22 protein-coding genes are annotated in these 25,091 nt (G+C 67.3%); 11 read left to right on the forward strand and 11 right to left on the reverse strand.

What is annotated here, in order from left to right; translation table 11 throughout:
- The first annotated feature begins 40 nt into the window (after positions 1 to 40).
- Together VG543_RS08030 and VG543_RS08035 are read left to right on the forward strand one after the other, a co-directional pair.
- Positions 41 to 1,594 (forward strand): alkaline phosphatase, encoded by a 1,554-nt coding sequence (locus VG543_RS08030; protein WP_423178184.1) that lies wholly within the window; start codon positions 41 to 43, stop codon positions 1,592 to 1,594.
- 42 nt (positions 1,595 to 1,636) lie between these two features.
- A complete protein-coding gene (locus VG543_RS08035; protein ID WP_049418031.1) occupies positions 1,637 to 2,203 on the forward strand; it encodes a GIY-YIG nuclease family protein in 567 nt (188 codons plus the stop codon).
- Between the two features lie 7 nt (positions 2,204 to 2,210).
- Here VG543_RS08035 and VG543_RS08040 read toward each other — a convergent pair whose 3' ends face one another.
- Complete coding sequence (locus VG543_RS08040) at positions 2,211 to 2,354, reverse strand: hypothetical protein (RefSeq protein WP_172958424.1); 144 nt, start codon at positions 2,352 to 2,354, stop codon at positions 2,211 to 2,213.
- A gap of 98 nt (positions 2,355 to 2,452) precedes the next feature.
- Between VG543_RS08040 and VG543_RS08045 the strand changes: the two genes are divergently transcribed.
- Positions 2,453 to 3,352: a LysR substrate-binding domain-containing protein gene (locus VG543_RS08045; RefSeq protein ID WP_005411241.1), complete on the forward strand. Its 900-nt coding sequence runs from the start codon at positions 2,453 to 2,455 to the stop codon at positions 3,350 to 3,352.
- A 31-nt stretch (positions 3,353 to 3,383) separates the two neighbouring features.
- Here VG543_RS08045 and VG543_RS08050 read toward each other — a convergent pair whose 3' ends face one another.
- The 3 genes from VG543_RS08050 to VG543_RS08060 form a co-directional block, all read right to left on the reverse strand.
- The gene (locus VG543_RS08050) at positions 3,384 to 4,100 is read right to left on the reverse strand and encodes an ABC transporter substrate-binding protein (protein WP_024958366.1); all 717 of its coding nucleotides are present in this window, start codon (positions 4,098 to 4,100) and stop codon (positions 3,384 to 3,386) included.
- Between the two features lie 62 nt (positions 4,101 to 4,162).
- Entirely contained in the window at positions 4,163 to 5,686 is a 1,524-nt protein-coding gene (locus VG543_RS08055; protein ID WP_423178182.1) for a carotenoid oxygenase family protein, read from the reverse strand.
- 26 nt (positions 5,687 to 5,712) lie between these two features.
- Positions 5,713 to 6,135 (reverse strand): DUF2141 domain-containing protein, encoded by a 423-nt coding sequence (locus VG543_RS08060; protein ID WP_012481398.1) that lies wholly within the window; start codon positions 6,133 to 6,135, stop codon positions 5,713 to 5,715.
- A gap of 156 nt (positions 6,136 to 6,291) precedes the next feature.
- Between VG543_RS08060 and VG543_RS08065 the strand changes: the two genes are divergently transcribed.
- Genes VG543_RS08065 through VG543_RS08075 form a run of 3 tightly spaced genes read left to right on the forward strand, consistent with a single transcriptional unit; the run spans position 6,292 to position 8,421 of the window.
- The gene (locus tag VG543_RS08065) at positions 6,292 to 7,392 is read left to right on the forward strand and encodes a sensor histidine kinase (protein ID WP_423178180.1); all 1,101 of its coding nucleotides are present in this window, start codon (positions 6,292 to 6,294) and stop codon (positions 7,390 to 7,392) included.
- Entirely contained in the window at positions 7,389 to 8,027 is a 639-nt protein-coding gene (locus VG543_RS08070; RefSeq protein ID WP_005411236.1) for a response regulator transcription factor, read from the forward strand. The genes VG543_RS08065 and VG543_RS08070 overlap by 4 nt, the downstream gene beginning before the upstream one ends.
- 22 nt (positions 8,028 to 8,049) lie before the next feature.
- Positions 8,050 to 8,421, forward strand: a complete 372-nt coding sequence (locus tag VG543_RS08075) for a VOC family protein (RefSeq protein ID WP_423178178.1) — start codon at positions 8,050 to 8,052, stop codon at positions 8,419 to 8,421.
- A gap of 65 nt (positions 8,422 to 8,486) precedes the next feature.
- Here VG543_RS08075 and VG543_RS08080 read toward each other — a convergent pair whose 3' ends face one another.
- Together VG543_RS08080 and VG543_RS08085 are read right to left on the reverse strand one after the other, a co-directional pair.
- Positions 8,487 to 9,326 carry an arylamine N-acetyltransferase family protein gene (locus VG543_RS08080; RefSeq protein ID WP_423178177.1) on the reverse strand — a complete coding sequence of 280 codons (840 nt, stop codon included), beginning with the start codon at positions 9,324 to 9,326 and terminating at the stop codon, positions 8,487 to 8,489.
- A 55-nt stretch (positions 9,327 to 9,381) separates the two neighbouring features.
- The gene (locus tag VG543_RS08085) at positions 9,382 to 9,882 is read right to left on the reverse strand and encodes a hypothetical protein (RefSeq protein WP_423178176.1); all 501 of its coding nucleotides are present in this window, start codon (positions 9,880 to 9,882) and stop codon (positions 9,382 to 9,384) included.
- Positions 9,883 to 10,314: 432 nt separating this feature from the next.
- On the opposite strand from VG543_RS08085, the gene VG543_RS08090 reads away from it, so the two are divergent.
- A complete protein-coding gene (locus VG543_RS08090; protein ID WP_329858734.1) occupies positions 10,315 to 12,852 on the forward strand; it encodes a methyl-accepting chemotaxis protein in 2,538 nt (845 codons plus the stop codon).
- Between the two features lie 76 nt (positions 12,853 to 12,928).
- Here VG543_RS08090 and VG543_RS08095 read toward each other — a convergent pair whose 3' ends face one another.
- The 5 genes from VG543_RS08095 to VG543_RS08115 form a co-directional block, all read right to left on the reverse strand.
- Positions 12,929 to 15,451 carry a PepSY domain-containing protein gene (locus VG543_RS08095; protein ID WP_423178175.1) on the reverse strand — a complete coding sequence of 841 codons (2,523 nt, stop codon included), beginning with the start codon at positions 15,449 to 15,451 and terminating at the stop codon, positions 12,929 to 12,931.
- 712 nt (positions 15,452 to 16,163) lie between these two features.
- On the reverse strand, positions 16,164 to 16,727 hold the full coding sequence (locus tag VG543_RS08100) for a TlpA disulfide reductase family protein (protein ID WP_312542332.1): 564 nt from the start codon (positions 16,725 to 16,727) through the stop codon (positions 16,164 to 16,166).
- Positions 16,724 to 19,108, reverse strand: coding sequence for a protein-disulfide reductase DsbD family protein (locus tag VG543_RS08105; RefSeq protein ID WP_423178647.1), 2,385 nt, complete (start codon positions 19,106 to 19,108; stop codon positions 16,724 to 16,726). The genes VG543_RS08100 and VG543_RS08105 overlap by 4 nt, the downstream gene beginning before the upstream one ends.
- Positions 19,105 to 19,443, reverse strand: a complete 339-nt coding sequence (gene cutA, locus VG543_RS08110; RefSeq protein ID WP_019660807.1) for a divalent-cation tolerance protein CutA — start codon at positions 19,441 to 19,443, stop codon at positions 19,105 to 19,107. The genes VG543_RS08105 and cutA overlap by 4 nt, the downstream gene beginning before the upstream one ends.
- Before the next feature lie 68 nt (positions 19,444 to 19,511).
- Positions 19,512 to 21,302 carry an endonuclease gene (locus VG543_RS08115; protein WP_329846394.1) on the reverse strand — a complete coding sequence of 597 codons (1,791 nt, stop codon included), beginning with the start codon at positions 21,300 to 21,302 and terminating at the stop codon, positions 19,512 to 19,514.
- Between the two features lie 312 nt (positions 21,303 to 21,614).
- Between VG543_RS08115 and VG543_RS08120 the strand changes: the two genes are divergently transcribed.
- The 4 genes from VG543_RS08120 (at position 21,615) to VG543_RS08135 (ending at position 25,073) form a co-directional block, all read left to right on the forward strand.
- Complete coding sequence (locus VG543_RS08120) at positions 21,615 to 21,902, forward strand: co-chaperone GroES (protein ID WP_005411227.1); 288 nt, start codon at positions 21,615 to 21,617, stop codon at positions 21,900 to 21,902.
- Between the two features lie 84 nt (positions 21,903 to 21,986).
- Positions 21,987 to 23,636, forward strand: a complete 1,650-nt coding sequence (gene groL / locus VG543_RS08125; protein WP_005411226.1) for a chaperonin GroEL — start codon at positions 21,987 to 21,989, stop codon at positions 23,634 to 23,636.
- A gap of 199 nt (positions 23,637 to 23,835) precedes the next feature.
- A complete protein-coding gene (locus VG543_RS08130) occupies positions 23,836 to 24,336 on the forward strand; it encodes a MarR family winged helix-turn-helix transcriptional regulator (RefSeq protein ID WP_423178646.1) in 501 nt (166 codons plus the stop codon).
- The gene (locus VG543_RS08135) at positions 24,333 to 25,073 is read left to right on the forward strand and encodes a DNA alkylation repair protein (RefSeq protein ID WP_423178645.1); all 741 of its coding nucleotides are present in this window, start codon (positions 24,333 to 24,335) and stop codon (positions 25,071 to 25,073) included. Before VG543_RS08130 ends, VG543_RS08135 begins: the two co-directional genes overlap by 4 nt.
- Positions 25,074 to 25,091: the final 18 nt, after the last annotated feature.

Below are 25,091 nucleotides of genomic sequence, written 5' to 3' on the forward strand. Positions count from 1 at the left end.
ATCGTCATTGTGGGCCGCCGATGGCCCGACGGGACATCCGATGACTGCACGCATTCCACGCCGCTGGCTTCATTCTTCGTTGCTGCTCGCGCTGGCCGCACTTGGCGGTTGCCAGCCCAACCTGCGCGCCGAGGCTGTTTCCAGCGCCGAAGCCGGTCCGCTCAATGTGATCGTGATGATCAACGACGGTGCCGGCTGGGGTACCTGGGACGCCGCCGCCTACTGGCAGTACGGCAGCCGTGAAGGCGCACCCTATGCGGATTTCCCACTGCGCCTGGCGGTGACCACCTTTCCGTTGAACGCGAGCAGCCAGCCGACCGGTGACAACGCGCAGACGCTTGGCTACGACCCGGGCAAGGCCTGGGATGACGCGCCGGTTCCTGCGCAGGACCTGCCTTTTGCGGGCTACCAGTACCTGGCCGCGGTGGCTACCGACAGTGCGGCGGCGGGCACTGCGCTGTCCTCGGGCATCAAGACCTACAACAACGCCATCAACTTCAACAACGATGGCCAGCCGGTCGAGTTCAATACGCTGCGCGCCAAGCGCCTGGGCATGGCCACCGGCGTGGTCACCTCGGTGCCGTTCGCGCATGCCACGCCGGCCGCGTTCGCGGCGCAGAACGAATCGCGCAGCAACCATCACGCCATCGCACACCAGATGCTGGCGCAGGGCCACATGGACCTAGTGATGGGCACGGGTGGCCCGGGCTACAGCGTCGACGGCCGCGCCTGCCATGAAGGTACGGACGCGGCGAAGGCGGAGGGCTGTGCGAATCCATGGGAGTGGGTGTCGCAGCAGGATTGGCAGCAGCTGGAAGCGGGCAGCACCATCGGCGGCAATCTGGCGGGACCGTGGCGCCTGATCCGCAGCAAGGAAGCGTTCGCCGCACTGGCGCAGGGACGGTTGCCGGCCGACCGGCCGCTGATCGGTGTACCGCGCGTGGCCAACACACTGCAGCAGGCGCGCCAGCTGCAGGTGCTGGGCAAGGATGCAGCCACGCCTTCGGGAGTGAGGAAGATCGACAGCGTGCCCGATCTGGCGACGATGACGCGTGGCGCACTGCAGTTCCTGCAGCAGCGCTCGTCCAAGGGGCTGTACCTGATGGTGGAAGGCGGCGCCACCGACTGGGCCGCACATACCAGTGCGTGCGGCACCGAATGGCATTACGGCCAGTGCAGCGATCAGCCGCAGCATGGCCGGCTGATCGAAGAGACCGTGGAGTTCAATGACGCGGTGGCGGCGGTGGTCGACTGGATCGAGCGCAACGGTGGCTGGGAGCGCAACCTGTTGATCGTCACCACCGACCACGACAACAGCATGCCGATGGGCCCGGATGCACAGGACGTGGCTTTCGCGCCGGTACGCAACAACGGTCGCGGCCGCATGCCCGGAATCAGCTTCCGCCCCACCGGCAACCACTCCAACGCGCTGGTGCCGCTGTGGGCCAGGGGCGCCGGCGCGGAGCTGCTGGGCAAGCGCGTGCGGGGCGTCGATGCCGGCTACCGTCAGCACGTGCGCTGGAACGACGGCAGCTACATCGACAATACCGACGTGGCTGCCGCAGTGCAGGAAGCGCTGCAGCGTCCACGGTAACGCCCGGTTGCACGCGGGCTGTTGTCGAGGCAGCCTGCGTACATGCAGTCGGATATCCGCATCGACGGTCGTGTCTTCGCCTACGTCTTCCCCTGTGCATGGGAAGACTACGCGAAGATTGGTTTCTCACGTGATCCGCTTGGGCGCATCAGCGCATTGCACCGGCGTTGGTTCGAGTTCTTCGATCTCGACGCCGGTGCGCTGGTGGAAGCGGAAAGCGAGCGCGATGCGCGGGATCTGGAGCTGCAGCTGCGTTCGCCGTTCAAGGCGCACCGCGCGCCGGCGCCGATGACGGTCCAGGACAAGGCTGGAGGCCGCACCGAATGGGTACGTGGTGCCAACCACGCTTTGTCGCTTGCGGTTGCCGGCCTGGGCGAACAGGGCTATCGCTGCTATCCACTGAAGGGGTGGCTGCGAGCCGCGCTTCGCCTGCGCATGGACCGGTTGCACGACTGGGCTGCGGTGCAGCTTCCCGAAGAGGAAGGCCTGCGGATCCCCGGTGGCCCCGGCGAAAGAGCGCTGCGTGACACCCTCGACGGTTGTCAGGCATTGGACATCGATCCGATCCCGTGGCTGCCTGAACACGTCCAACGCTGGTATGCAGGTTGAGGAGCCTTCAACGGGTTCGCGGCGGCTGAACCGGCGCGGCCGGTTGCCGCGCGCACTGCGGGGCAGGTGTGGACGGGCTGGCCAGCTGGCGTGCCAGCTCGGCGCTGGCCACGTGGCCCTGCAGGAACAACAAGCCGCCGAAGATGTTCATGAGCGTGCCTCCACTTGAGTGGATTGCACGATACGGGCAGCATGGACGGGCAAAAAGCGACATTTCCGCAATTATGACTTGAGAGAATTTCAAGCCTTATGTCCCGCCCTCCGCTCCACGCCCTCCAGGGCTTCGTGGCTGCCGCCCGGCTTGGCAACCTGTCGCGCGCGGCGGCGTCGATGAACCTGACCGTCAGCGCGCTCAGCCACCAGATGAGGCAGCTGGAAGAACGGCTCGGGCAGCCGCTGCTGATCCGCCAGCCGCGTGGTATCACCCTTACCCTTGAGGGGCAGCGCCTGCTCGAGCAGGTGGGGCCGCATCTGGATGCGATAAACGAAGCCTTCCAGCCCTATGCCGCGCGTGCCGAGCACGTGCTGACGATCAGTGCGGTGCCATCGATGGCATCGGCCTGGCTGGTGCCGCGCCTGGGTCACTTCGTGGCTGAGCATCCGCAGATCGAGATCAACCTGCAGTCGAGTGAGCGCCTGATTGATTTCGAGCGGCAGCGCCAGTTCGACGCCGCGCTGCGGCTGGGCAGCGGGCAATGGCCGGGCCTGGTGGTGGAACCGCTGTTCGACGAGTGGCTGGTGCCGATGGCGAGCCCCGCGCTGATCGAGCGCATGGGGGGCATCGACCGTGTACCGTTGACCCAGTGGCCGCTGCTCGGTGATCCCGACGGCGCGTGGGGCGCCTGGTTCGCGTTGAGCGGGCAGAGCCCGCCATCGCGCTTCGTGGCGGTGCTGGATGATTCGGAGGCGCACCATCGCGCCGCACTGGATGGCGTAGGCGTGGCCCTTGGCCGGGTGACGCGGGCACGCCTGCTGCTGGAATCCGGCCAGCTGGTCGCGCTGTCCAGCCAGCGCCTGAAGACGGCGTGGCCGCATTGGCTGGTGTACCCGCAGCGCTCGGCCAGCCATCGCGGCTTCCTCGCGTTCCGCGACTGGCTGCATGCGCAGGCCGCCGAGCATGTGCAGCACATGGCGGACGCGCATCTGTAACGCCGCGCGGTGCTCGATCCCGACTCTACAGTCACTGCACCAGGGTGACCGCCTGCCCGGCACGCGCGAACGCTTCCTCCAGCAACGGGCCCGCCTTGATCGCTTCCACTTCCTCAAACAGCGCCCGCAGCGCATTGGCCGGGCGTGAGGCCGGTGCCGCCACTGCCTGCTGGATCGCGGTGAAGCGATCGGCCAGCACCCGATGGCCGGGATGTGCCTTCGCCCAGGCCGCCAGCGGCTGGCGTACACCGGCGGCGGCATCCAGGCGGTGCTGGTCGAACAGGGCGATGGCCGCTGCCGAGGTGTCCGCCCGCTCGATCGTGGCATGGCGCAGTTCCCGGCTCAGGAACAGGTCATAGGCCGCGCCACGCCCCACCGCGATGCGCAGTCCGTCGCGGTCGAGGTCGGTCACGTGTTGCGCAGAGCTGTTCTCGCGCACCAGATAGGTGCCTTCGATCTCCACGTACGGGGCACTGAAGGCGATGCGGTCGGCACGCGCCGGATCGATCGCCAGGAAGGCCAGATCCCAGCCGTCTTCGCCCGCTGCGGCGACCACCGAGGCTGCGGCACCGTGGCAGGTGAAGCGTGCCTGCACCCCCATCCGTTGCGCCAACGCGGTAGCCAGTTCCAGCGAGGGGCCGCGCGGTGAGCGCGCATCGCCCTGTGCCAGCACCGGGTTGCCCAGGTTGATCGCCACGCGCAGGAAACCGTGCGGTGCCAGCGTACGTCGGTGGTCGGCCAGGGACATGCAGGACTCCACGGGGCAGGGGAGACCCAGCATGCCAACAACGGTGTCCGCGTGGCGTGGACTCAGCCGCGCGCGGCGAAGGTGCCGTGGAAGCCCAGTGGCACCGCATACGGCAGCCACGCCTGGGCCAGCGGACCGTCATCCACATGGCGCGCATCCAGCACGGCCAGACCGCTGCGCTGGTTCACCGGATCGAGCAGGGTGCCGATCAGCCAGCCGTCATCGGCGTTGCGGCTGCCCGGGCGCGGTACGAACACATGCTCTTCGGCCATGATGTCCGCCCCGTAGTTCCAGAGTTGGCGGCGCCCGTGCTCGATCTCGAACGCGGCCACCGCGTTGAAGTACGGCGCAGTGGCCGTGCCGTCGATGGTCGGCGCATACAGCCGTGCGCCACGTGTGTTCGCCGAGCGCGGGTCGAACAACGGGAACTCCACGGCGCTGATGCCCAACGTCTGCCAGCGGGCCTGTCCACGGCGCAGGTCCAGATGCAGCTCGACCAGGCTGGCGCCACTGTTGGCCGCGTGTGCGCCATCACCGGCCATCGCTTCCTTCATCGGCGAGCGCGCCTCATTGATGTCGTCGTGGCGCACTGCGCGCAGCACGATGCCGCCATCGCGGGTGAACGCGTCGCCGAAGTGGTAGATCGCCGCGAACGGGGCCTCGAACCATTGCGCCTTGTCCGGCGCATCCTTGGCGACCACCGCGATGCGCACCGGACGCTGCGGTGCGAACTGCATGCGCTCGAAGAAGCTGCCACCTGCGCCGGTGAAATCGAACGGCATCATCACGAACACCAGGTGCTGGTCGGTCATCGCGAAGGCATGCAGGTAGCCATGCTCGGGTGTTTCGATCACATTGGCGCTGCGCAGCTGGCCGTCCGCACCGATGTGCCAGACCAGCAGGCCATGGCCCCCCATCAGGCTGATCGAGCCGAAGTTCCAGAGGCTGCCGTCGTGGTCGGCCAGCGGGTGCGCCGAGAACGGCAGCGCCGCCAGGTCCGGACGCCAGGTGACCGGGCCAAGCGTCTGCAGCGAATCCGGGTCCACTTCGAACGCCGAACCGGATTCGCACAGGGCGAACAGGCGGCCATTGATCATCGTCACCGAGGTGTTGGCCACGTTGGCATCATCGTTGTTGCGTACCGCCAGCGCACCGGGAATGCTGGTGCCGGCGGCCGGATACTGGAAGCGGCCGGCCTTCTGTTCACGGGTGAATTTCGGCGTGGCAACCATGCGCCCGTGATGGGTCAGGCTGCCATCACCATTGAAGCGCCAGCCATGCACCATGCCGTCGCCGTCGAACCAGTGGTCGTAGCGGAAGCCATCGCGCTCGGTCCACGCCGGACCGTTGCGGTACAGCGTGCCGGCCAGGCCTGACGGCAGCTTTCCCTGCAACTGCACGGTGGCCGGACCGAGGCTTTCGCTGTCGACGCTACGCCAGCCGAGCAGCCAAGGGTGTTCCTGCATGCCCTGCGCGAACCGCGCCGGGTCGCCGGCGAAGGCGGGAGCGCTGCGCAGCGCGGTGGTGCCCAGGGCCAGACAGGCACTGCTGCTGAGCAGGGTACGAAGGAAGCGGCGACGGTCCATGGTGGCCTCGGGTCTGGATGCAGGAATCAGCGCAGGGTGATGTCGATGGCGGTGCCGGCGGCCGGTACGTCGACGCGCGCCTCGTCGAAGGTCGGCTTGCGCATCACCTGCGGGTTGTTGCTGAAGCCGTAGCCCTCCACCGGCATGCCGACCAGGTTGGTGTCGAGCTTGCCGTTGTCGTTCTCGTCGTGGGTGAGCAGCACGGCATAGCTGCCGGCCGGAACGCCCTTGAACGTGAAGTGGGCGCTGTCGCCGCTGGGCGCTGCCTGCTGGGCCTGCACGGGCCTGGCCTTGCCGTCCCAGGCGGCGGCGCTGTCGACCAGCGCAACGCGCAGGGTGCCGGTCTGCACACGGACGTCGTGCACGGTCACGGCCAGGTCGGCGGCGTGGGCACTGCCGGCCAGGGCGAGGGCAGTCAGGGCGGTGCTGAGCAGGGCGGTGCGGATCATGGCAGTGGCTCCGGAAGTGTGTGTGGCGGTGTGGCGCCAGTCTGCGTGCGGCGCTGCACCGGGTTCAGGGCCAGTGGTCATCGATTCGACGTGCCAGAAGTCACTTTCTGCGCCGGACCCATTGCCGCCGGCGTGCGCGGCGGTCAGCATCTGGCCATGCCCAGCCTGTTCCGCCATCTGTTGCGTCCCCTCAGCCTCGCCGGCCTGGCCACCGTGCTGGTGGTGGGCCTGTCATTCGCGGTGCAGCGCAACGGTGCCGGGCTGAGCCTGCTGCTGCTTGCCGTGTTCCTGCTGCTGTTCGTGGTGCACGGCTGGGCGTCGGTGCCATCCCGCGTGCGCGCTGTCGCGGCGGTGTTGCAGGCGTTGCTGGCGGTCGTGCTGGTTGCGCTGCAGCCGCGTACCGGCACCGCACCGGTACTGCTGGTGGTGCTGGTGGCGCAGCTGGCCGAGCATTGGCCACCGCGCTTCGTGCTGGCTGTTGCACTGCTGGCCAACCTCGCCATGTATCTCGTGCTGCGCTACAGCGGCTTCAGCCAGCCGCTGCTGGTGGTGCTGCTCTATGGCGGCTTCCAGGCCTTTGCCGCACTGACCGCACACTATGCCCGCAGCACGGCGCTGGCCCGCGATGACCTGGCCCGCGTCAACGCCGACCTGCTGGCCACCCGCGCGCTGCTGGCCGACAGCGCACGCGATGCCGAGCGCCTGCGCCTGGCGCGCGAACTGCACGATGTGGCCGGGCACAAGCTCACCGCGATGCGCTTGAACCTGCGTGCCCTTGCGGCCGACCCTGTGCTGGCCGGGCGCGAAGGATTGGTGCTGGCCGAGCAGCTGTCCGGCGAGTTGCTGACCGACATCCGCCAGGTGGTGCAATCGATGCGCGATGATCGCGGCCTCGATCTGGCGACCGCATTGCACGCGCTGGCCGCGCCGTTCCCGCGCCCGAAGCTGCAGCTGCAGATCGGCGAGTGCGTGCGCGTGGTTGACCCGCTGATGGCCGAGACCGTGCTGCGCCTGGTACAGGAAGCGCTGACCAATGCCGCCCGGCATGGCAACGCAGACACCGTATGGCTCACGATCAACGAGGAGGACTCCCGGTTGCGTATCGACATCCGTGACGACGGCCAGCGCGCCGAACGTATCCGCGAGGGCAACGGCATCGCCGGCATGCGTGAGCGCCTGGCCGCAGTGCGTGGCCAGTTGGAACTGGCCCGCACCGCACAGGGCGGCATGCACCTGACCGCCTGGGTGCCGGCATGAACGGCAGCGCGATCCGTGTTGCCCTGGCCGACGACCAGGCGCTGGTCCGCGCCGGGCTGCGTGCGTTGTTGCAGGGGTTGGGCGTGGACGTGGCGCTGGAGGCCGAGGAGGGCCAGGCGTTGCTGGACGCGCTGTCCACCCAGCGCGTGGATGTTGTGCTCAGTGACATCCGCATGCCCGGGATGGACGGCATCGAAGCAGTGCGCCAGCTGCGCGCGCGCGGCGATGCCACGCCGTGGCTGCTGCTGACGACCTTTGATGAAAGTGACCTGCTGCTGCGTGCCAGCGAGGCCGGCGCACAGGGCTTCCTGCTCAAGGACGCCGCACCCGCAGACCTGCGCGAGGCGATCGAGCGCGTCGCCGCAGGTGAAACCCTGCTGCTGCCGGTCAGCACCGAGCCGGTACGCGCCCGCTACCGCTTCCACGATGAAGCACCGCCCACCGATACCTTCGGGGAACGCGAGGTGGCGATCCTGCGCTTGCTGGCCGGTGGCTACAGCAACAAGGAGATCGCGCGCAGCCTGTTCCTGGCCGAGGGCACGGTGAAGAACTACGTGTCCGCCATACTCGACAAGCTGGGCACCCGCGATCGCACCCGTGCGGTGCTGAAGGCCATTACCCTGCGCATCATCTGAGTGGACCGAGCAAGGAGTGCCAGTGAATCCGATCCTGCATGTGGAAATCCCGGCCAGTGACCTGGACCGTGCCATCACGTTCTACCAGCGGTGGCTGCAGGTCGCGGTGGACGAACCTGTCGTGCTGCACGACTGCCGGATGGCCTACCTGCCGTTCTCCGATGAGGCCGCCGGTGCCAGCATTGCGCTGGTGCTCGGCGCGGACTACCGGCCTTCCGAACAGGGGGCGCGCGTCTACATCGGCGTCGATGATCTGGATGCGAGCCTGGAGCGAGCACTGCAAGCGGGCGCCGAGCTGTGCTTCGGACCCGCCGACGCGGGCGACTGGAGCGTGGCCGAGATCCGCGACAGCGAAGGCAACGGCATTGCGCTGCAGGCGCGCGCAGCTCTGTAGAGCCGAGACCACGCTCGGCTGCTGTTGGCCCAGCCGCTCCAGCTCAGCCGAGCATGGGCTCGGCCCTACAAGGTCGCGGCGCGCGAGCGCTGCAGCCAGTCATTGATGGCCGGGTCCAGTCGCGGGTCGTCCGGTAGCTGCATGCCGAAGCGGTGTTGCAGCACGGCACGCACATCACCCACATCATGCAGCGGGCGCTTGTCCGGTGCCTGCCCGGGGCGATACTCGGTGTAGTTGCCGCTGCCGATGGTGCGGCGCCAGTCCGGCCCGGTCAGCGACGCGCGCAGCTGCCCGGGGAAACTGGAATCGGGATGGGTGCACACGTACCAGTTGCCAACCACGTTGTCGATCGGTGCCGGCGCCTGCAGGTCGAACCGATACATCGCCCGCCAACCATCGTTGGACTCGGCCGACAGCACGAAATCACCCTCGTCGGGCAGGCGCTGCAGCAGATAGCGTTCGTGCGGCGTGGCCTGCGACTGCGGATCATGCAGGCGCAGCGGCACGGTCGGGGTCAGGCTGCCGAAACCGGCATCCACCAGCCAGTCGTCGCTGTCTACGTTCACGCGCAGCAGCAGGTGGGTACGCGCGGTCAGTTCGCCGTTCTGGGCGGCCAGCAGTACCCGCGCGCTCAATGGCTGCGCATCGAAGCCCAATGCCTGCAGCAGCGCCAGCAACCCGCCATTGAGTTCGAAGCAGTAACCACCGCGGCGCTCGTCGAGCAGCTTGCGCTGCACGCTGTCCAGGTCGATCGGCACCGCATCGCGCAGCAGGCAGCTGAGGGTCTCGAAGGGCAGCAGTGCGTTGTGGCGCTGCTGCAGCAGGGTCAGGCCGGCCAGAGTCCGCGGTGGCGGTGCATCCAGCTGCAGGCGCTGCAGGTAGCGGGGGACATCGAGCGTCGTCATGGAGACACCGGGCGGGGGAGGGGCGTCCACTGTGCTCCCCAAACCGGGGTTGAGGTCAAGCGCGGTGGCGCGGAATAGCGTCAATTGGCGCCGGTTTGAGAGAGGAGGGCTCTGGCTTCTTTGCCTCGGGGATCGGAATCAAAAGAAACTCATTACGCTCATTAGGCTGGATAACTTTTCCAACTGCGTCGTAGCTCTGCAGAGGGAACAGGGATACGCGCGTTGTGAAAGCGCCCATTACTGCGACCGGAACCCCCAGAACAATTCCCGCCCAAGAGCCATGCATGGCGGAAAGCAGGCCTTCAACCCAAAGCACGCTGCCGAACAGATAGAAGATCATGCCAGTAGCAGCGGCAGCGTATCGCCAGCGGCGCTCTCGCTTGGGCATGTGAAATTCAATGCCGGCGCCATCCATGCTGCGCCGTGCCAGTGTGCTTATGCCCCTGATATGGCGCCATTTTATGCTTGGCGAGTAGCAGCGCATGAGGTTGAAGTAGGCCCGGCGCTCCTCGCGCCCGACCAGGAGGCCATAGCGCCCTCGAAATGCCTCCTGCAACGTGGACTCCTTTACCTAGCTTGCTTCCAGATCATCCTCTGAATGATCCGCGATCTTCAGCAAGTACTCGCGATCCCGATGCTTTGACTCTCTCCAGCGGTGGAAACTGTCCATAGGAGGTCCGAAGAACCAGCGCACGATAGTTGCGAGGACAACTATGACAGTACCGATCCCGACAGGGATGCCAAGCGTCTGAATCTGATTCAGTACCGTGCTGCTAAGCATGGCTGCAGTTGCTCCAAGGTAGTTGTGTGAAACGTAGTTCTATCAGTCGGGATTCTCAGGAGATGAGAAATGGAGGTGTTCTCTGTCATCGCATCGTCGCTTGTTGCCGGTACAAGAAGCGAGATCGGATCCGCGAAGAAGAAAATTAGACCTAAAGTTTCTTCGCATACGGCCGATACAGGTGCGTCTTTCCGCCTGGAGTCTGTCATGTCGGCCGTTGTCCCCCACCTCCGGTCCCTGCGCACGCGCCTTGCTGCGTTGCACTCGGCGTCCCCCGGGCTGCTGCGCTGGCTGCAGCCACATCGGCTCAGCGTGGCCAACAAGCTCAAGGCCACACTGTGGATCTGCGGCCTGGGCCTGGTGGCGATCGCTGCTGTCTACGCCTGGACTGGCCATGCCAACGCACTGGCTGCGCGCAGCCAGGCCAGCTACCAGCGCGGCAGCGATCTGGCTGCCAGCCTGTCCACGCGGGTGGCCGAAGCGCGTCGCCTGCAGGCCCAGTATGCACGCAGTTTCGATGATGCCGACCGCGCGCAGCTGTTGGCCACGCAGAAGGCGTTGCAGACCGATCTGCAGGCGCTGCGCGCGATGCCGATGGATGCTGGCCGGCGCAAGGCTCTGCAGGCGCTGACCGAAGCCGCCGACGCGTTCTCGCAGGGTGTGGCCGCCCTGTTCGAACGGGTCGACGAGATGGGCCGTGGTGATGCCGGCCTCGCTGCGCAGCTGCAGCAGGCCGCCGACACTCTGCAGGCGCAGGTGGATGTGCAGCAACGGCCCGCGCTGGCGCTGTCCCTGCAGAAGATGCGAAGGCAGGAGGCACTGCTGCTGCTCGACGGTGATTCCACCCACGCCGACCGCGCCAGCGAGGAGAAGCTGCCGTTCGACCTCGCGCTGGCGGGCCTGCCTGCGGATGTGCAGGACACCCTGCGCACCGGGATGGAGGCGTATCAGGCCGCATTGCTGGGGTATGCCGCTGCCCGTGTCGGCCTGGATGTGGAAGCGCAGTCGCTGCTGGGTGCCGCTGCGGACGTAGCGCCTGCACTGGCCGCATTCCAGCGGGCGCAGGTGGCGGCGCTGGCCAGGGCGCAGGCACGCCAGCAGGCCGGCGCGCGCACCATGAGCGTGCTGTTCGCACTGACCCTGCTGCTGGTGGCCGGCGTGCTGATCACCAGCCTGGTGCTGGTGCTGCGTGCGGTGCGCCGGCCGATCCAGGACACCCTGCGCTTCGCCAGCGACATCGCCGACGACCGCCTCGACACCACCCTGCGCGTCTACAACGCCAACGACGAGATCGGCCAACTGGCCCAGCGCCTGGTCGACATGCAGCAGCGCCTGCGCGCGCGCATCGAGATCGAGCGTGCGGTGGCCCGCGGCAACACCCGCGTGCGCCAGGCATTGGACAGCGCGCAGACCGGCCTGATGGTGATCGATGCGGAAGGGCAGGTCGCCTACGCCAACCCGGCATTGCTGCAGCTGCTTGAACTGACGAACGAAGCGCTGGTGGGCAGCGACGCGGTACGCCTGCATCCGGCGTTGGCCAGCCTGGCCGGCGTACGCCAGCGCGAGGAGCGCGAGATCGGCCATGCCGGCGTGCGCTACCAGCTGATCGCCAATGCCATCACCGACGAAGGGCATTTCCTCGGCGTGGCAGTGGAGTGGCGCAGCCGCGCGCTGGAAACGCTGCTGGAAACCGAAGTGGCAGCACTGGTCGACGCCGCCGCACATGGCGACCTGCACGGCCGCATCGCGCTGGAGGGAAAACAGGGCTTCGTGCGCACGTTGTCGACCAGCATCAACCGCCTGCTGGCGACCTTCGAGACCAACCTCGGCGATCTGCAGGCGCTTCTGGCGGCGCTGGCCCGTGGTGACCTCAGCGTGCGCATGGAAGGTGAGCTGCAGGGCGTGTTCGCACGCATGCGCGACGATGCCAACGCCACGGTCGCGCAACTGGGCCGCATCGTCACCCGCATCCAGCAGGCGACGTCCAGCCTCGACACCGGTGTGGGTGAGATCGTTGCCGGTCACCATGATCTGTCGCAGCGTACGGAACAGCAGGCGGCCAACCTGGAAGAGACGGCAGCGTCGATGCACGAGTTGACCGACACCGTTGGCCGCAATGCCGATGCCGCGGGCCGCGCCGATGCCCTGGTGCAGGGGGCGGCCGCGGTGGCCCAGCGCGGTGGCGAGGCCGTCGGCCAGGTGGTCGCAACCATGCATGGCATCAGCGAGGCCTCGCGGCGGATCGGCGACATCACCCAGCTGATCGATGGCATCGCTTTCCAGACCAACATCCTCGCGCTGAATGCCGCGGTGGAAGCTGCGCGCGCAGGTGAGCAGGGCCGCAGCTTCGCCGTGGTGGCTGCGGAAGTGCGCCTGCTGGCCCAGCGCAGTGCCGAAGCGGCCAAGCAGATCAAAGGACTGATCGAGGATTCGGTGGCGCGTGTTGGCCAGGGCAACCAGCAGGCCGAGCAGGCGGGCATCACGATGGGCGAAATCGTTGGCAGCGTGCAGCAGCTGGCCGAGCTGCTGGCCGGTATCCGCAGTGCATCGCAGGACCAGCATGCCGGCATCGCGCAGGTGAAGCAGACCATCGTGCAGATGGAAGCCAGCACCCAGCGCAACGCCAGCCTGGTGGAAGAGGCTGGTGCCTCCACCGCGCAGATGCAGGCGCAGGTACACGCGCTGGCCGAAGCGGTGGGCGCGTTCCAGTTGCAGTCGATGCCACAGGCGCGCGCTGCGGCCTGATCCTGCTCCGGTAGTGCCGGCCGCTGGCCGGCACGCCCTGATCATGCCGGCCGGCGGCCGGTACTACCCTTGTGGCTCAATACACGTCGCGACGGTAGCGCCCGGTCTCCAGCAGCGTTTCCACTGCTTCATCACCCAGTGCTTCGCGCAGCACCTGGTCCACACCTTCGGCCATGCCCAGCAGCGAACCGCAGACGTGGATGACCGCACCGCGCTGCATCCAGTCGCGCAGGGCATCGGCTGCTGCACGCAGGCGATCCTGCACATAGCCGCCCTTACCATCGCGCGAGAACGCCAGGTCCACCCGCGCGAGATGGCCATCGCCCTGCCACGCTTCGATCTCATCGGCGAACAGGAAGTCGTGCGCGCGCTGGCGTTCGCCGAACAGCAGCCAGTGCCCGTGCTCACCTGCATGCGCGGCTTCGCGCAGCAGGCTGCGCAGGCCCGCGATGCCGGTGCCATTGCCGATCAGCACCATTGGCGCACCGCCAACGCGATGGAAACCGGGGTTGCGGTGCACACGGGCCACGATGCTGGCACCGACAGGCGCATGCAGCGACAGCCAGCCCGAACCCAGGCCGGTGCGTCCGGTTTCGTCATGGACCAGCCGTACCACCAGTTCGACCGCACCGTCATCCGTACAGGATGCGATGGAGTACTCGCGCCCCGGCAGCAGTGGCAGCCCTGCCAGCCAGAGGCAGGCATCCTGCACCGCCAGCGCAGCATCGGCATCGGGCAGCTCGCGCTCGCTGGCCAGCGCCAACAGCGTGCGCGGCTGGCCGTCAATCAGCAGCGGCTGCTGGGGATCCAGCCCATGTGCCTTCAGCACCGCAACGGCGTGCCGCGCGTTGTGGCGGGGCGCGATGTGCAGGATGTCGCCCGCCTGCCACTGCACATCGGCCGGTGGCGCAAGACGGATGTGCCAGATGGCGCCGCCCACGCTGCCTGGATTGAGGCGGTCACGGCCGAGCAGGCGCCACTCGTGCATCTGCGTCGCGGTCGGCAACACGCTGTCATCGGTGGCGATGCCGGTCAGCGCGCCGAGATGTTGCTGCCACTGGCGCAGCGCCGGTATCGCAGCGGCATCGACATCGATGCGCTCGAACAGCGCACGTGCCCCGTTGCCCAGCAGCCAGCCATCGAATTGGCGGCCAAAGCCGCAGTAATGCGGGTACTGGCGGTCACCCAGGGCGAGCAGGCCGAACTGCAGGCCCGACAGATCCGGCGCTTGTGCCAGCAGCCGTCGCGCAGCGCCCCGCGCCGCATCCGGAGGTTCGCCATCACCAAAGGTGCTCAGCACGAACAATGCCTGTGCGGTGCGTGCCAGCCGCGCGGCATCGACGCGGGCCAGCGGCAGAACCTGCACTGCATGGCCGGATGCTTGCAGCTGCGCGGCAGCGCGCCATGCGAGTTGTTCGCCCAGTCCGCTCTGGCTGGCATGCACCACCAGCCACGGCGTGCCATCGCCATCTGCAGGTGTTGCTGGTAGCGACTTGCGCAGCCCGCGCGCAGCGCGCTGGCTGCTGCGCCGGTCCAGGTACAGCAGCCAGCCAGTGATGAAGAACAGGCTCATGCCCAGGCTGCTGAGCATCACCACCACCCGCCCGGGCATGCCGAAGTAACTGCCCGAGTGCAATGCGAACACGCTGGTGGCCAGCTGTCCTCCGGTGCCCTGGCGCGCGTAGGGGCGTGAATCGAGGATGGCCCCGCTGGCCGGATCCAGCTGCAGCAGATCGTGCGCGCGGTCATGCCGCCCACCGCGCTGCGACGGGTCACCGGCCATCACGCGCACATTCAGTACCTGCCCCGGTTTCTCCGGCAGACGCAGGTCGATGTAGCCGGTGCGCACGCCGGGCAGCGCATACAGCGTGGCTTCGATGCGCTCCAGGTCCAGGGCGGCGTCGGCGGCGACCTTGTGTTTGGCGGCCGGTGCGACGCCCAGCAGGGTGTTGGCTGCGCTGCGGTACCAGTCGAAGGACCACCACAGGCCGGTCAGCGCACTCATCAGGTAGATCAACAGCACCCAGGTGCCGGCCACGGAGTGCAGGCTCCACAGGAAGCCGCGTCCACTGCGCTTCCACTCCACTGCCAGCCAGCTGCGCCAGTGCCACCAGCGTCGTGGCCAGCGCAGGTAGAGCCCGGACAAGGTGAAGAACAGCAGGGCGATGGCGCAGCTGCCGGTGATCCATTTGCCGCGCTCACCGGCGGCAAGATGCCGATGCAGGTCCTCGACGAAGTCAAAGAGCGCCTGCCCGCGCAGGGCGCTGAAGCGCTCACCGCTGTAGGGGTCGAAGTACACCCAGTGTTCCTTGCCGCCAGCAAAGCGCGCCACCGACGGTCGCTGGCCGGTGGCATCCACGCGCAGGCGCTGCAGGGGGCGATCACCGCCGGCCTGCAGCAGCGTTGCCAGTTCGCTGAGTTCGAGCGGAAGCTGGCCATCAGCATGGTGTTCAGCGATCTCGGCGAAGCCGGGGTTGGCCGCTCGCAGCAGCTCATCCTCGAAGGACAGCACGGCGCCGCTGAGGCCCATCATGGCCAGTACGGCGCCGGCGGTGATGCCCAGCAGCCAGTGCAGTTGGAACAGGACGTTCTTGAACATCGAAGGAGGGGGCCCCGAAGGCTGCCGCCCGCATCCTGCGCAACAGCAAATGAGAATTAATCGCGGAATTCTCCGTGGCGGACGGGCTACGGTCAAGGAGGGTTTTGTTGCAGGGCTTTGCAGCCCTGCACCCGCTACAAGCCGGAGCAACGTCAACGTCAAAAGCTGGCTTTCCGTGGGTTGGCGGGGTGGGTCCGGTTGAGGGGGACGCTGCAAGTACGTCCATGTAAGCTCGGTCGCCGCTTGCTCGTGTGCGCAGTCCTGCGCACACGGCAAGACCGGGGTTGGGCGTCCTGCCCAACCCGCCTGAGGCATGCCTCAGGCCCATGCGGCTCACGCCCCCTCAACCGGACCCACCCCGCCTTCGACAGATTTCCGCGATCTGTCGGAACGACGTTCTGCTTTGGTGGGTGCCGACCGTTGGTCGGCACGGGGTCTGATTCCATTCTGAATATCGATATCTGACAGATGTGTCGACCAAGGTCGACACCTACCAACAGCCGGCGGAACTGTCGAAGGTGGGGCGGTGTGGCTGTGCAGGACCGTTGGCGCCATGGATGGCGCCATCGAGCCCCCATGGACGGGTTTACGGCGTGTCCTGCACAGCCACAGCGCCCCGCCATCCCACGGAAAGCCCGCTTTGGCTTTGGCTCTGGCCGTTGCCGTTGCATTGAGCAGGGTGCAGGGCTGCAAGCCCTGCAAAAAAACACCCTCACTTCACCCAGCTGTCGATCTCGCCGTGGGCGAACGGCCCCAGCTTCGCCTTCACCAGCCGCCCCTGTGCATCGAACAGCACGCTGTAGGGCAGCAGGCCCTGTGTATTGCCCAGCTGCACGCTGGCATCGCGCGGCCCCGGGGTCTCGATCACGATCGGGTAATCCACCGGTACCCGCTGCAGGAAACGGCGCACGTCCTCCGGCGTATCCAGCGCCAGTCCCAGCACCTGCACACCGTGCTCGCCCTGGATATGTGCGAAACGCGCCAGTTCGGGCATTTCTTCAACGCAGGGCGCGCACCAGCTGGCCCAGACATTGATCAACAGCGGGCGACCGCCAGCGTGCTGGCGCAGGTCCAGCGGCCGGCCTTCAAGATCCGGCAGCGACAGTGTGGGCAGGCTGTCGCCGACCTGCAGGGTGGGTGCGGCAGCCGCCACAGCAGGCGCTCCCGGCACGGCCTCAGGCGCCACCGGCGCCGGTGTCAATCGATGGCCGGCCCACAGGCCAAGGCCGGCGGCCAGCACCGCTGTCCACAGCAGCGCTGGCCGTTGCCACTTCATCGTGCGGTGCGCAGCAGCGCTTCCTCCACCACCGCCTGGGTCAGCAGGGTCGGCAGCACGGTCGGCGGCGCGCCGGGGCCGTACACCACGTACAGTGGCACGCCGACGGCCTTGTGCTCTTCCAGGAACGTGGTGATCTGCGGGTCGACATTGGTGTAGTCGCCGCGCATGTACACCGCGTTGGTGCGCTTGAGCAGTTCCTTGAATTCCGGCCGCGACAGCACGGCGCGCTCGTTGGCCTTGCAGCTTACGCACCAGTCGGCGGTCATGTTGACGAACACCACGCGGTTGTCGGCGCGCAGGCGGTCCAGCAACTGCGGTGAATACTCGACCACGTTGTCGCTGGCGGCCTGTGCGGCCCGCGCCGGCGGTGCGAGCTGGGTCACACCCCAGGCCGGCACCAGCGCGCCGATCGCCAGCAGTACGCCCAGCAGTGTCACCGCACGCGAGCCGGTCCAGCGGTTGCGCTCGAACAGCCACAGGCCGAACGCCAGCAGCAGCAGGCCACCCAGCACCAGCGCCATGCCATCCACGCCACGCTGCTTGCCCAGCACCCACAGCAGCCACAGCGCGGTGGCATACATCGGGAAGGCCAGCACGTGCTTGAGCGTTTCCATCCACGGGCCCGGCTTGGGCAGGCGGCGTGCGAGCGCCGGCACGAAGCCGATCAGCAGGAACGGCAGCGCCAGGCCCAGGCCGAGGAACAGGAACACGGTCATCGCCTTCAGCGGCGGGGCAATGAACGCGTAGGCGATCGCGCCACCCATGAACGGGCCGACGCAGGCACTGCCGACCACGCAGGCCAGCGCACCGGTGAAGAAGTCACCGGCCGGGCCGCTGCGGCTGGCCAGCGACTGGCCCAGATTGCCGATGCCGCCGCCCAGGGTGAACACGCCGGACAGGCTCAGGCCTACCGCGAACATGATGTAGGCCAGCGCCGCCACCACACCCGGGTGCTGCAGCTGGAAGCCGATGCCGACGGCATTGCCGATCGCGCGCAGGCCGACCATCAACGCGCCGATCACGGCGAACGCGACCAGCACGCCCAGCGTGTACCACAGCGCGTGGCTGCGTGCGCGCTGCGCGCTTTCGCCGCTCTGCGCCAGGCTCAGCACCTTCAGCGAGAGGATCGGCAGCACGCAGGGCATCAGGTTCAGTACCAGGCCACCGGCCAGCGCCAGCAGCAGGACCCAGACGAACGAACGGTCCGGATTCGGCGTCGTCACCGGCGGACGCGTGCGCAGCGCATTGTCGCCCTGTGCATCGGTGGCGAATTCACTGCTGGCGGTGGCGCCACCTGCGGCGGCCGGTGCCGCTGCATCCGTGTTGGGCACGGTTGGCAGCAGGCGCAGCGGGGCGCCGTTGGCGGCTTCGCGCGGTGCACCGTTGGCAGTAGGCAGCGGGTTGATCACGTCATTGCGCGCTGGCGCCTGGTCGGCGCTGGCGCTGACCTTGCCGGCCGGAATCGACAGCTTCACCCGGCGGGTCATCGGCGGGTAGCAGATGCCATCGGTCTGGCAGCCCTGGAAGGTCACCACCAGGGTGCTGTCGACGGCATCAGTGACAGCGCGGCGCAGCGGCAGCGGCACTTCCACCTGGTTGAAGTAGACCGAGACATCGCCGAAGTGCTCGTCGCGATGCGATTGCGCGGCTGGCCAGCGCGGCTTGCCGGCCAGCACGCCGGCGCTGCCTTCCAGCTTCAGCGAGGTGCGGTCGCGATACAGGTAATAGCCGGGCGCTGGGCTGAAGCGCAGCAGCAGGGTGTTGCCGTCGCTGGCGATGGCATCGAAGCCGAACGCCTGTTCCGACGGCAGCGGCAGGGCCTGGCTGTTGTTGGCCGCGCCCGGCAGGCGCAGGCCACCGCTGTTGCCGGCACCGGCCAGCGGGTTGTTGAACGGGCTGGCCGCACCGGCACGCGCGGCAGGCACCGCCGCCGCCGCACCGGCGCCCGGCAGGGTGACCTGCACCACGCGCTTCTGCGGCGGGTAGCAGACACCGGCATCGGCGCAGCCCTGATAACGCACTTCCAGGCTGATGGTGCCGGCAGCGTCGGTCGGCGTGCCGGGCAGGGTGGCCAGCAGGCGCTCGCGATAGGTCTCGACCTCGCCGAAGAAATCGTCGTGGTGCTTGTCGCCCTTGGGCATCTGCAGCGCGCCGGCATTGAAGGCCGGGTCGGCTTTGACGCTGGTACGGTGGCGATACAGGTAATAGCCTGGCGCGATCTTGAACTGCAGCTGCACCTGGCCACGTTCGGGGGCAGTGGCGGTCAATGCGAACGCCTGGTCCACCGGCAGCAGGTCTTTCTCATCCAGGGCGAAGGCGGGCAGCGAAAGGCACAACAGGGCGCACAAGGCAGCGCCACGCGCAAACAGAGTCTTCAATCAGTGTCCTCCCGGGTCTGTGCCCGGATCCAATCCAGATACGCCGGCAGGCCGGCCCGGGTTTCGACCGCGATGCACTCCGGGAGTTCATACGGATGCAGTTCGACGATCCGGGCGATTGCGTCATCGACGCGGCTCGAGGTGGTTTTCACCAGCAGCTGCAGCTCCGCGTCGGTGGTCACCTCGCCCTGCCAGCGGTAGGTCGACTGTGCGCCGTCGAGGCGGGTCACGCACGCCGCCAGGCGCTCGCCTACCAGCGCGTGCGCGATGCGCTCGGCACTGGCCCGGTCCGGGCAGGTGGTCAACAGCAGCAGGACGGGATCGACGGTCGACATGACCGTCGAGTATAGGGCCGCCGCCGGGTCAGGGCCCGGCGGCGGCAGTGGACCGCAGCGTTGCGCGGTCAGTTGGCCAGCTGGCAGGTGGCTGGCTTGGCCGAGGTGAACAGGGCCGGGGTCGCCCACTCGGGGTGGTCGATGAACGGGTTGCGATTGCCCTGGAAGCTGTAGACCACGTCATTGCGGGCACGCTCGGCATCATCCGGCGGATCGGACAGGTGCCAGTCGATCAGCGCCGACAGCAGGCCCATGTAGGCTGGCGAGCTGCTGGTCTTGACGATTTTGCTGCGGTCGTCGGTCAGCTCCAGATCCGGTTCGGACTGGCCGGTGGCCGCATCCTTGCCGCCTTCGTAGCGGATCGCCATGTACATCACCGCGCGCGCCATGTCGCCCTTGCGCTTGCCCCACACCTCGAAGGTGCCGGTGTTGCCGTCCGGCGTGCGCACCCAGTTGGAATTGCCCGGGTAGCCACCGCTGCCGCCGCCCTGCCCATTGTTGGCTTCGGTGGCACGCTCACCGCAGCTGGCATCGCACTTGCCGAACGGCTTGTTGCCGCGGTCGGCGTTCCACTGCGCGTCGGTCAGGTACAGCATGTGGGTATCGGTGTACGGCGCGTAGGGCAGGCCCTTGTCGCCGGTGGTGCTGGCAAAGCCCAGCGAGTTCGGCCAGGTGTGCTCGCGGTTGTAGGTCAGGCCGCTGCCAGTGCCCGCACGATCACTGATCTTGGCGTAGCTGCGGTTGCGGTAGGCATCGAGGATGCGGTTCGGGTTGTTCGGATCCTCGTCGGCGATTTCCAGGATGGTCCAGGTATTGGTGCCCGAGCCGCTGTACGGGTAGGCGGTATGGCCCTTGATGGTGGCGTGCAGCGAGCAGCGCAGCTGGCTGGGGCTGCTGGTGTTGACCCTGGAGTAGTAGCCGGCCGGCACGCCCGGGTTGCCCGGGTCCGGATTGCCGCCGGTGCTGGCCACGGTGAAGGCGATGCGGCTGTCGGCGGCCGGGTGCGCGCCCAGCAGGTCGGTGATGCGCGCGGCGCGGATGTCGAAGCGGCAGGCTTCACCGGCCACCAGCGCGGTGTTGGTGGACAGCTTCACGCTGCGGCCGCTGGCCGGGAAGGTCAGCGGCACGCTGCCGGAGGTGCCGCAGCTCAGCGCGAACGCGCCGCTGGCCAGGTTCACGGTTTCGCTGAACACCACTTCCAGATCGGCCGCAGCCGGGAAGGTGCTGCTGCCCTGCGCCGGGGTGGTGGTGGACACCGACGGCGGCGTGTTCGGGCCTGGCGTGCCACCGCCGCTGAAAGTCTGGCCGTTGTTGCAGCTGCCGAAGGTCTGGCCGGCCGATTCGGCCCAGGTGAAGTGGGTGTACTGGCTGCCGCTGCCGGTCAGCTGCAACGAGGTGCCCGGCGCGGTGCTGTTGGTCTCGGCTACCGGGATGTTCTGGCTGGTCATGCCGGCGGCAGGGCCACCGGAGGCGGTGATGGCGCCCTCATAGCTGAGGAACTGGACCACTTTGCCACTGGCATCGACCAGGGCGATGCCGTCGGTCGGGCCGTTCTGGATCCCGTTGGTCGGGTAACTGACCACGGCGATGGTGGCGCTGCCGCAGCCGGCGGCGGTGCCGGCCGGGACCGGGTTGTTGGCATAGACGGTGGCGGCGGACGGATTGCTGCCGTTGTAGAGGTACAGGCGGTAGCCGGACAGGTCCTCACCGGCAGTGGCTACGACCTCGATCGCTTCGCCGACGTCACCGGCGGCGGTGCTGTCGTCGTAGTGCAGTTCGTTGATGAAGACCTCGGCCTGGGCCGGCGCAGCGGCCAGCGCCAGCAGGCAGGCAGCGGCAAGCGGGGACAGCAATCGCATCGACTCCTCCTTGTGATTGGGAATGCCGGACCGAGCCTAAGGCCGATCCAGTGACACTTTGTCGTAAATGAACGTCAGATGTCTGACAGTGCGACGCTTGTCACCGAAATTGATCTGGACCGAAGCCCTGGCCGAGGCGCGCGGGTGGAAAAATTTTTTTCATTCCGCCCTTGAAAGGGGGCGGCGGGGCTCCATCTCTGCCCTGCTCCCGACGTTGTCGGGTTTCTTCACGTGCGGTTCTGGCACTCGCCTGGGGCGAGTGCTAACATCGCCGGACTTTTTTAGACCAATCAATCACTTAAGAGGTCTCCTATGAGCATCAAGCCGCTGCACGACCGCGTTGTGGTCAAGCCGATCGAAGCCGACGAAATCTCCGCCGGTGGCATCGTCATCCCCGACTCGGCCAAGGAAAAGTCCACCAAGGGTGAGGTCGTGGCCGTCGGCCCGGGCAAGCCGCTGGACAACGGCAACGTGCGCGCGCCGTCGCTGAAGGTCGGCGACAAGGTCATCTACGGCCAGTACGCCGGCAGCTCGTACAAGAGCGAAGGCGTCGAGTACAAGGTCCTGCGCGAAGACGACGTGCTCGCCGTCATCGGCTGAGCCCCGGCGCGACCTGTTCTATCCCCTGATTCCAACACCCAGCCGCCGGGCATGGCCCGGCGCTACCAGATGAGGTAACTGCACATGGCTGCCAAGGATATCCGTTTCGGTGAAGATGCCCGTTCGCGCATGGTGCGCGGCGTGAACGTTCTCGCCAATGCCGTCAAGGCCACCCTGGGCCCGAAGGGCCGCAACGTCGTGCTGGAAAAGAGCTTCGGCGCCCCGACCATCACCAAGGACGGCGTCTCCGTCGCCAAGGAAATCGAACTGGCTGACAAGTTCGAGAACATGGGCGCGCAGATGGTGAAGGAAGTTGCTTCGCGCACCAACGACGATGCCGGCGACGGCACCACCACCGCCACCGTGCTGGCCCAGGCCCTGATCCGCGAAGGTGCCAAGGCCGTGGCCGCCGGCATGAACCCGATGGACCTCAAGCGCGGTATCGACAAGGCCGTTTCGGCCGCCGTCGCCGAGCTGAAGAACATCTCCAAGCCGACCGCCGACGACAAGGCGATCGCCCAGGTCGGTACCATCTCGGCCAACTCGGACGAGTCGATCGGCCAGATCATCGCTGACGCGATGAAGGAAGTCGGCAAGGAAGGCGTCATCACCGTTGAAGAAGGCTCGGGCCTGGACAACGAGCTGGACGTGGTCAAGGGCATGCAGTTCGACCGCGGCTACCTGTCGCCGTACTTCATCAACAACCAGCAGTCGCAGACCGCTGACCTGGATGACCCGTTCATCCTGCTGCACGACAAGAAGATCTCCAACGTCCGTGACCTGCTGCCGGTGCTGGAAGGCGTCGCCAAGGCCGGCAAGCCGCTGCTGATCGTGGCCGAGGAAGTTGAAGGCGAAGCGCTGGCGACCCTGGTCGTCAACACCATCCGTGGCATCGTCAAGGTCGTGGCCGTCAAGGCTCCGGGCTTCGGCGACCGTCGCAAGGCGATGCTGGAAGACATGGCCGTGCTGACCGGCGGCACCGTGATCTCCGAAGAAGTCGGCCTGTCGCTGGAAAAGGCCACCATCAAGGACCTGGGCCGCGCCAAGAAGGTGCAGGTCTCCAAGGAGAACACCACCATCATCGACGGCGTCGGCGACAAGGCCAACGTTGATGCCCGTGTGGCGCAGATCAAGACCCAGATCCAGGACACCTCCTCGGATTACGACCGCGAGAAGCTGCAGGAACGCGTGGCCAAGCTGGCCGGCGGTGTTGCCGTGATCAAGGTCGGCGCCTCGACCGAAATCGAAATGAAGGAAAAGAAGGACCGCGTCGACGACGCCCTGCACGCCACCCGTGCGGCCGTTGAAGAAGGCGTGGTTCCGGGCGGCGGTGTTGCCCTGGTCCGCGCGATCACCGCGCTGGCCGGTCTGAAGGGTGCCAACGAAGACCAGAACCACGGCATCCAGATCGCCCTGCGTGCGATGGAAGCCCCGCTGCGCGAGATCGTTGCCAACGCCGGTGACGAGCCGTCGGTCATCATCAACAAGGTCAAGGAAGGCACCGGCAGCTTCGGCTACAACGCCGCCACCGGCGAGTTCGGCGACATGCTGCAGTTCGGCATCCTGGACCCGACCAAGGTGACCCGTTCGGCGCTGCAGAACGCGGCCTCGATCGCTGGCCTGATGATCACCACCGAAGCCATGGTGGCCGAAGCTCCGAAGAAGGACGAGCCGGCCATGGGCGGCGCCGGTGGCATGGGCGGCATGGGTGGCATGGGCGGCATGGACTTCTAAGTCCTCGCCCCTGGCATTGGGATGCCGGCCCTGGGTCGGCATACCTTCCCGTTGTAGAGAAGAACCCTGCCGCAAGGCGGGGTTTTTCTTTTTGGGCGATGCGCGGGCTTGGCCGGACCCGGCCCCGCATGCTCCGCACAGCGTGGTTCCATGGGCGAAAATCGATTATAATTAGGCGCCTAATCACATGGTGGCCGGCATGCTGGAAGCAAAACACACCGCTCTGCTCAAGGAAGCTGCGCGCCGCGGCGAGGTAAACCTGGCCCAGCTGCGCCTGTGCTTCCAACTGCTGTCACTGTCTGCCGCCATCGACCACGACTGCGCCGCTCGGCTGGCACCGCATGGCCTCAGCGAAGGCCGCTTTATCGTGTTGTTCCTGCTGCACGGGGCCGGTGGCTCGCTGCCCCCGCATGAGCTGGCCGAGCGTGCCGGCGTGACCCGCGCCACCATCAGTGGCCTGCTCGACGGCCTGCAGCGCGAAGGCCTGCTGCAGCGCCACAGCGATGCCGAAGATGGCCGCCGCCTGCGGATCGTGTTGACCGCACAGGGGACACGCCTCGCCGAGGCGCTGTTCGAGCAGCACACGCAGTGGATCGGGGGCCTGTTCAACGGGTTGGAGGCCGACGAACAGCAGCAGCTTTCACGGTTGCTGCACAAGGTCTGGCAGCACACCGATGCCGGGCGGGAATCCGCTGCATGAGCGCGCCCATTGCGGCCGAACGCCTGCGTGCGCTCAGCACCGGCCGCGTCGCCGCCACCCACCTGGCCGAGTGCCTGGCGGTGGATTTCGCCGAACTGCTGCACGTCGTGGCACCTGTGCTCGAACCGGACGCACTGCAACGCATGCGCGACGCCGCAGGCAAGGGCATCACCCAGCGCATGGCATTGGCCGCCCGCCTGCTGCGCGACAGCGGACAGGGCGATCCCGCGCAGTGGCGGGGCCACGCCTCCGATACGGTGCGTGGCTGGGCCTGCTACCTGATCGGCAGTGACGCCGGCACGCCCCTGGCAGAGAAGCTGCAGGCGATACGAACGCTGGCCGATGACCCGCACTTCGGCGTGCGCGAATGGGCCTGGCTGGCACTGCGCGCGGACATCGTTGCTGCACCGCTGCAGGCGCTTGGGTACCTGCAACCGTGGACGCAGGAAGTATCGCCGTACCTGCGCCGTTTCGCCTGCGAGGCGCTGCGTCCCCGGGGCGTCTGGGCTACGCATATCGCGCTGTTCAAGCAGCAGCCCCAACACGCAGTGCCGTTGCTGGACGCGCTGGCCGACGACCCCGAGCGCTATGTGCAGGACTCCGTCGGCAATTGGCTCAACGATGCCGGCAAGACGCAGCCGCAATGGCTGCGTGGGCTGTGCGCACGTTGGCAACGCGAGCACCACAGCGATGCCAACGCCTACATCCGCAAACGCGCCATGCGATCACTGCGGTAATGGCGGCCGCTGGCCGGC

Origin of the sequence: Stenotrophomonas sp. CASM101, from assembly GCF_049384845.1 — a bacterium.
In the GTDB taxonomy this organism is placed as follows: domain Bacteria; phylum Pseudomonadota; class Gammaproteobacteria; order Xanthomonadales; family Xanthomonadaceae; genus Stenotrophomonas; species Stenotrophomonas hibiscicola.

Bases quoted from the DNA above. Each gene is read 5' to 3' on its own strand.
- VG543_RS08090 (WP_329858734.1), top strand. From the start codon at position 10,315: ATGTCGGCCGTTGTCCCCCACCTCCGGTCCCTGCGCACGCGCCTTGCT.
- VG543_RS08120 (WP_005411227.1), top strand. From the start codon at position 21,615: ATGAGCATCAAGCCGCTGCACGACCGCGTTGTGGTCAAGCCGATCGAA.
- VG543_RS08135 (WP_423178645.1), top strand. From the start codon at position 24,333: ATGAGCGCGCCCATTGCGGCCGAACGCCTGCGTGCGCTCAGCACCGGC.
- VG543_RS08065 (WP_423178180.1), top strand. From the start codon at position 6,292: ATGCCCAGCCTGTTCCGCCATCTGTTGCGTCCCCTCAGCCTCGCCGGC.
- VG543_RS08080 (WP_423178177.1), bottom strand. From the start codon at position 9,326: ATGACGACGCTCGATGTCCCCCGCTACCTGCAGCGCCTGCAGCTGGAT.
- VG543_RS08100 (WP_312542332.1), bottom strand. From the start codon at position 16,727: ATGAAGTGGCAACGGCCAGCGCTGCTGTGGACAGCGGTGCTGGCCGCC.
- VG543_RS08045 (WP_005411241.1), top strand. From the start codon at position 2,453: ATGTCCCGCCCTCCGCTCCACGCCCTCCAGGGCTTCGTGGCTGCCGCC.
- VG543_RS08030 (WP_423178184.1), top strand. From the start codon at position 41: ATGACTGCACGCATTCCACGCCGCTGGCTTCATTCTTCGTTGCTGCTC.
- VG543_RS08040 (WP_172958424.1), bottom strand. From the start codon at position 2,354: ATGAACATCTTCGGCGGCTTGTTGTTCCTGCAGGGCCACGTGGCCAGC.
- VG543_RS08060 (WP_012481398.1), bottom strand. From the start codon at position 6,135: ATGATCCGCACCGCCCTGCTCAGCACCGCCCTGACTGCCCTCGCCCTG.
- VG543_RS08050 (WP_024958366.1), bottom strand. From the start codon at position 4,100: ATGTCCCTGGCCGACCACCGACGTACGCTGGCACCGCACGGTTTCCTG.
- VG543_RS08115 (WP_329846394.1), bottom strand. From the start codon at position 21,302: ATGCGATTGCTGTCCCCGCTTGCCGCTGCCTGCCTGCTGGCGCTGGCC.
- groL (WP_005411226.1), top strand. From the start codon at position 21,987: ATGGCTGCCAAGGATATCCGTTTCGGTGAAGATGCCCGTTCGCGCATG.
- VG543_RS08035 (WP_049418031.1), top strand. From the start codon at position 1,637: ATGCAGTCGGATATCCGCATCGACGGTCGTGTCTTCGCCTACGTCTTC.
- VG543_RS08095 (WP_423178175.1), bottom strand. From the start codon at position 15,451: ATGTTCAAGAACGTCCTGTTCCAACTGCACTGGCTGCTGGGCATCACC.
- VG543_RS08055 (WP_423178182.1), bottom strand. From the start codon at position 5,686: ATGGACCGTCGCCGCTTCCTTCGTACCCTGCTCAGCAGCAGTGCCTGT.
- VG543_RS08070 (WP_005411236.1), top strand. From the start codon at position 7,389: ATGAACGGCAGCGCGATCCGTGTTGCCCTGGCCGACGACCAGGCGCTG.
- cutA (WP_019660807.1), bottom strand. From the start codon at position 19,443: ATGTCGACCGTCGATCCCGTCCTGCTGCTGTTGACCACCTGCCCGGAC.
- VG543_RS08130 (WP_423178646.1), top strand. From the start codon at position 23,836: ATGCTGGAAGCAAAACACACCGCTCTGCTCAAGGAAGCTGCGCGCCGC.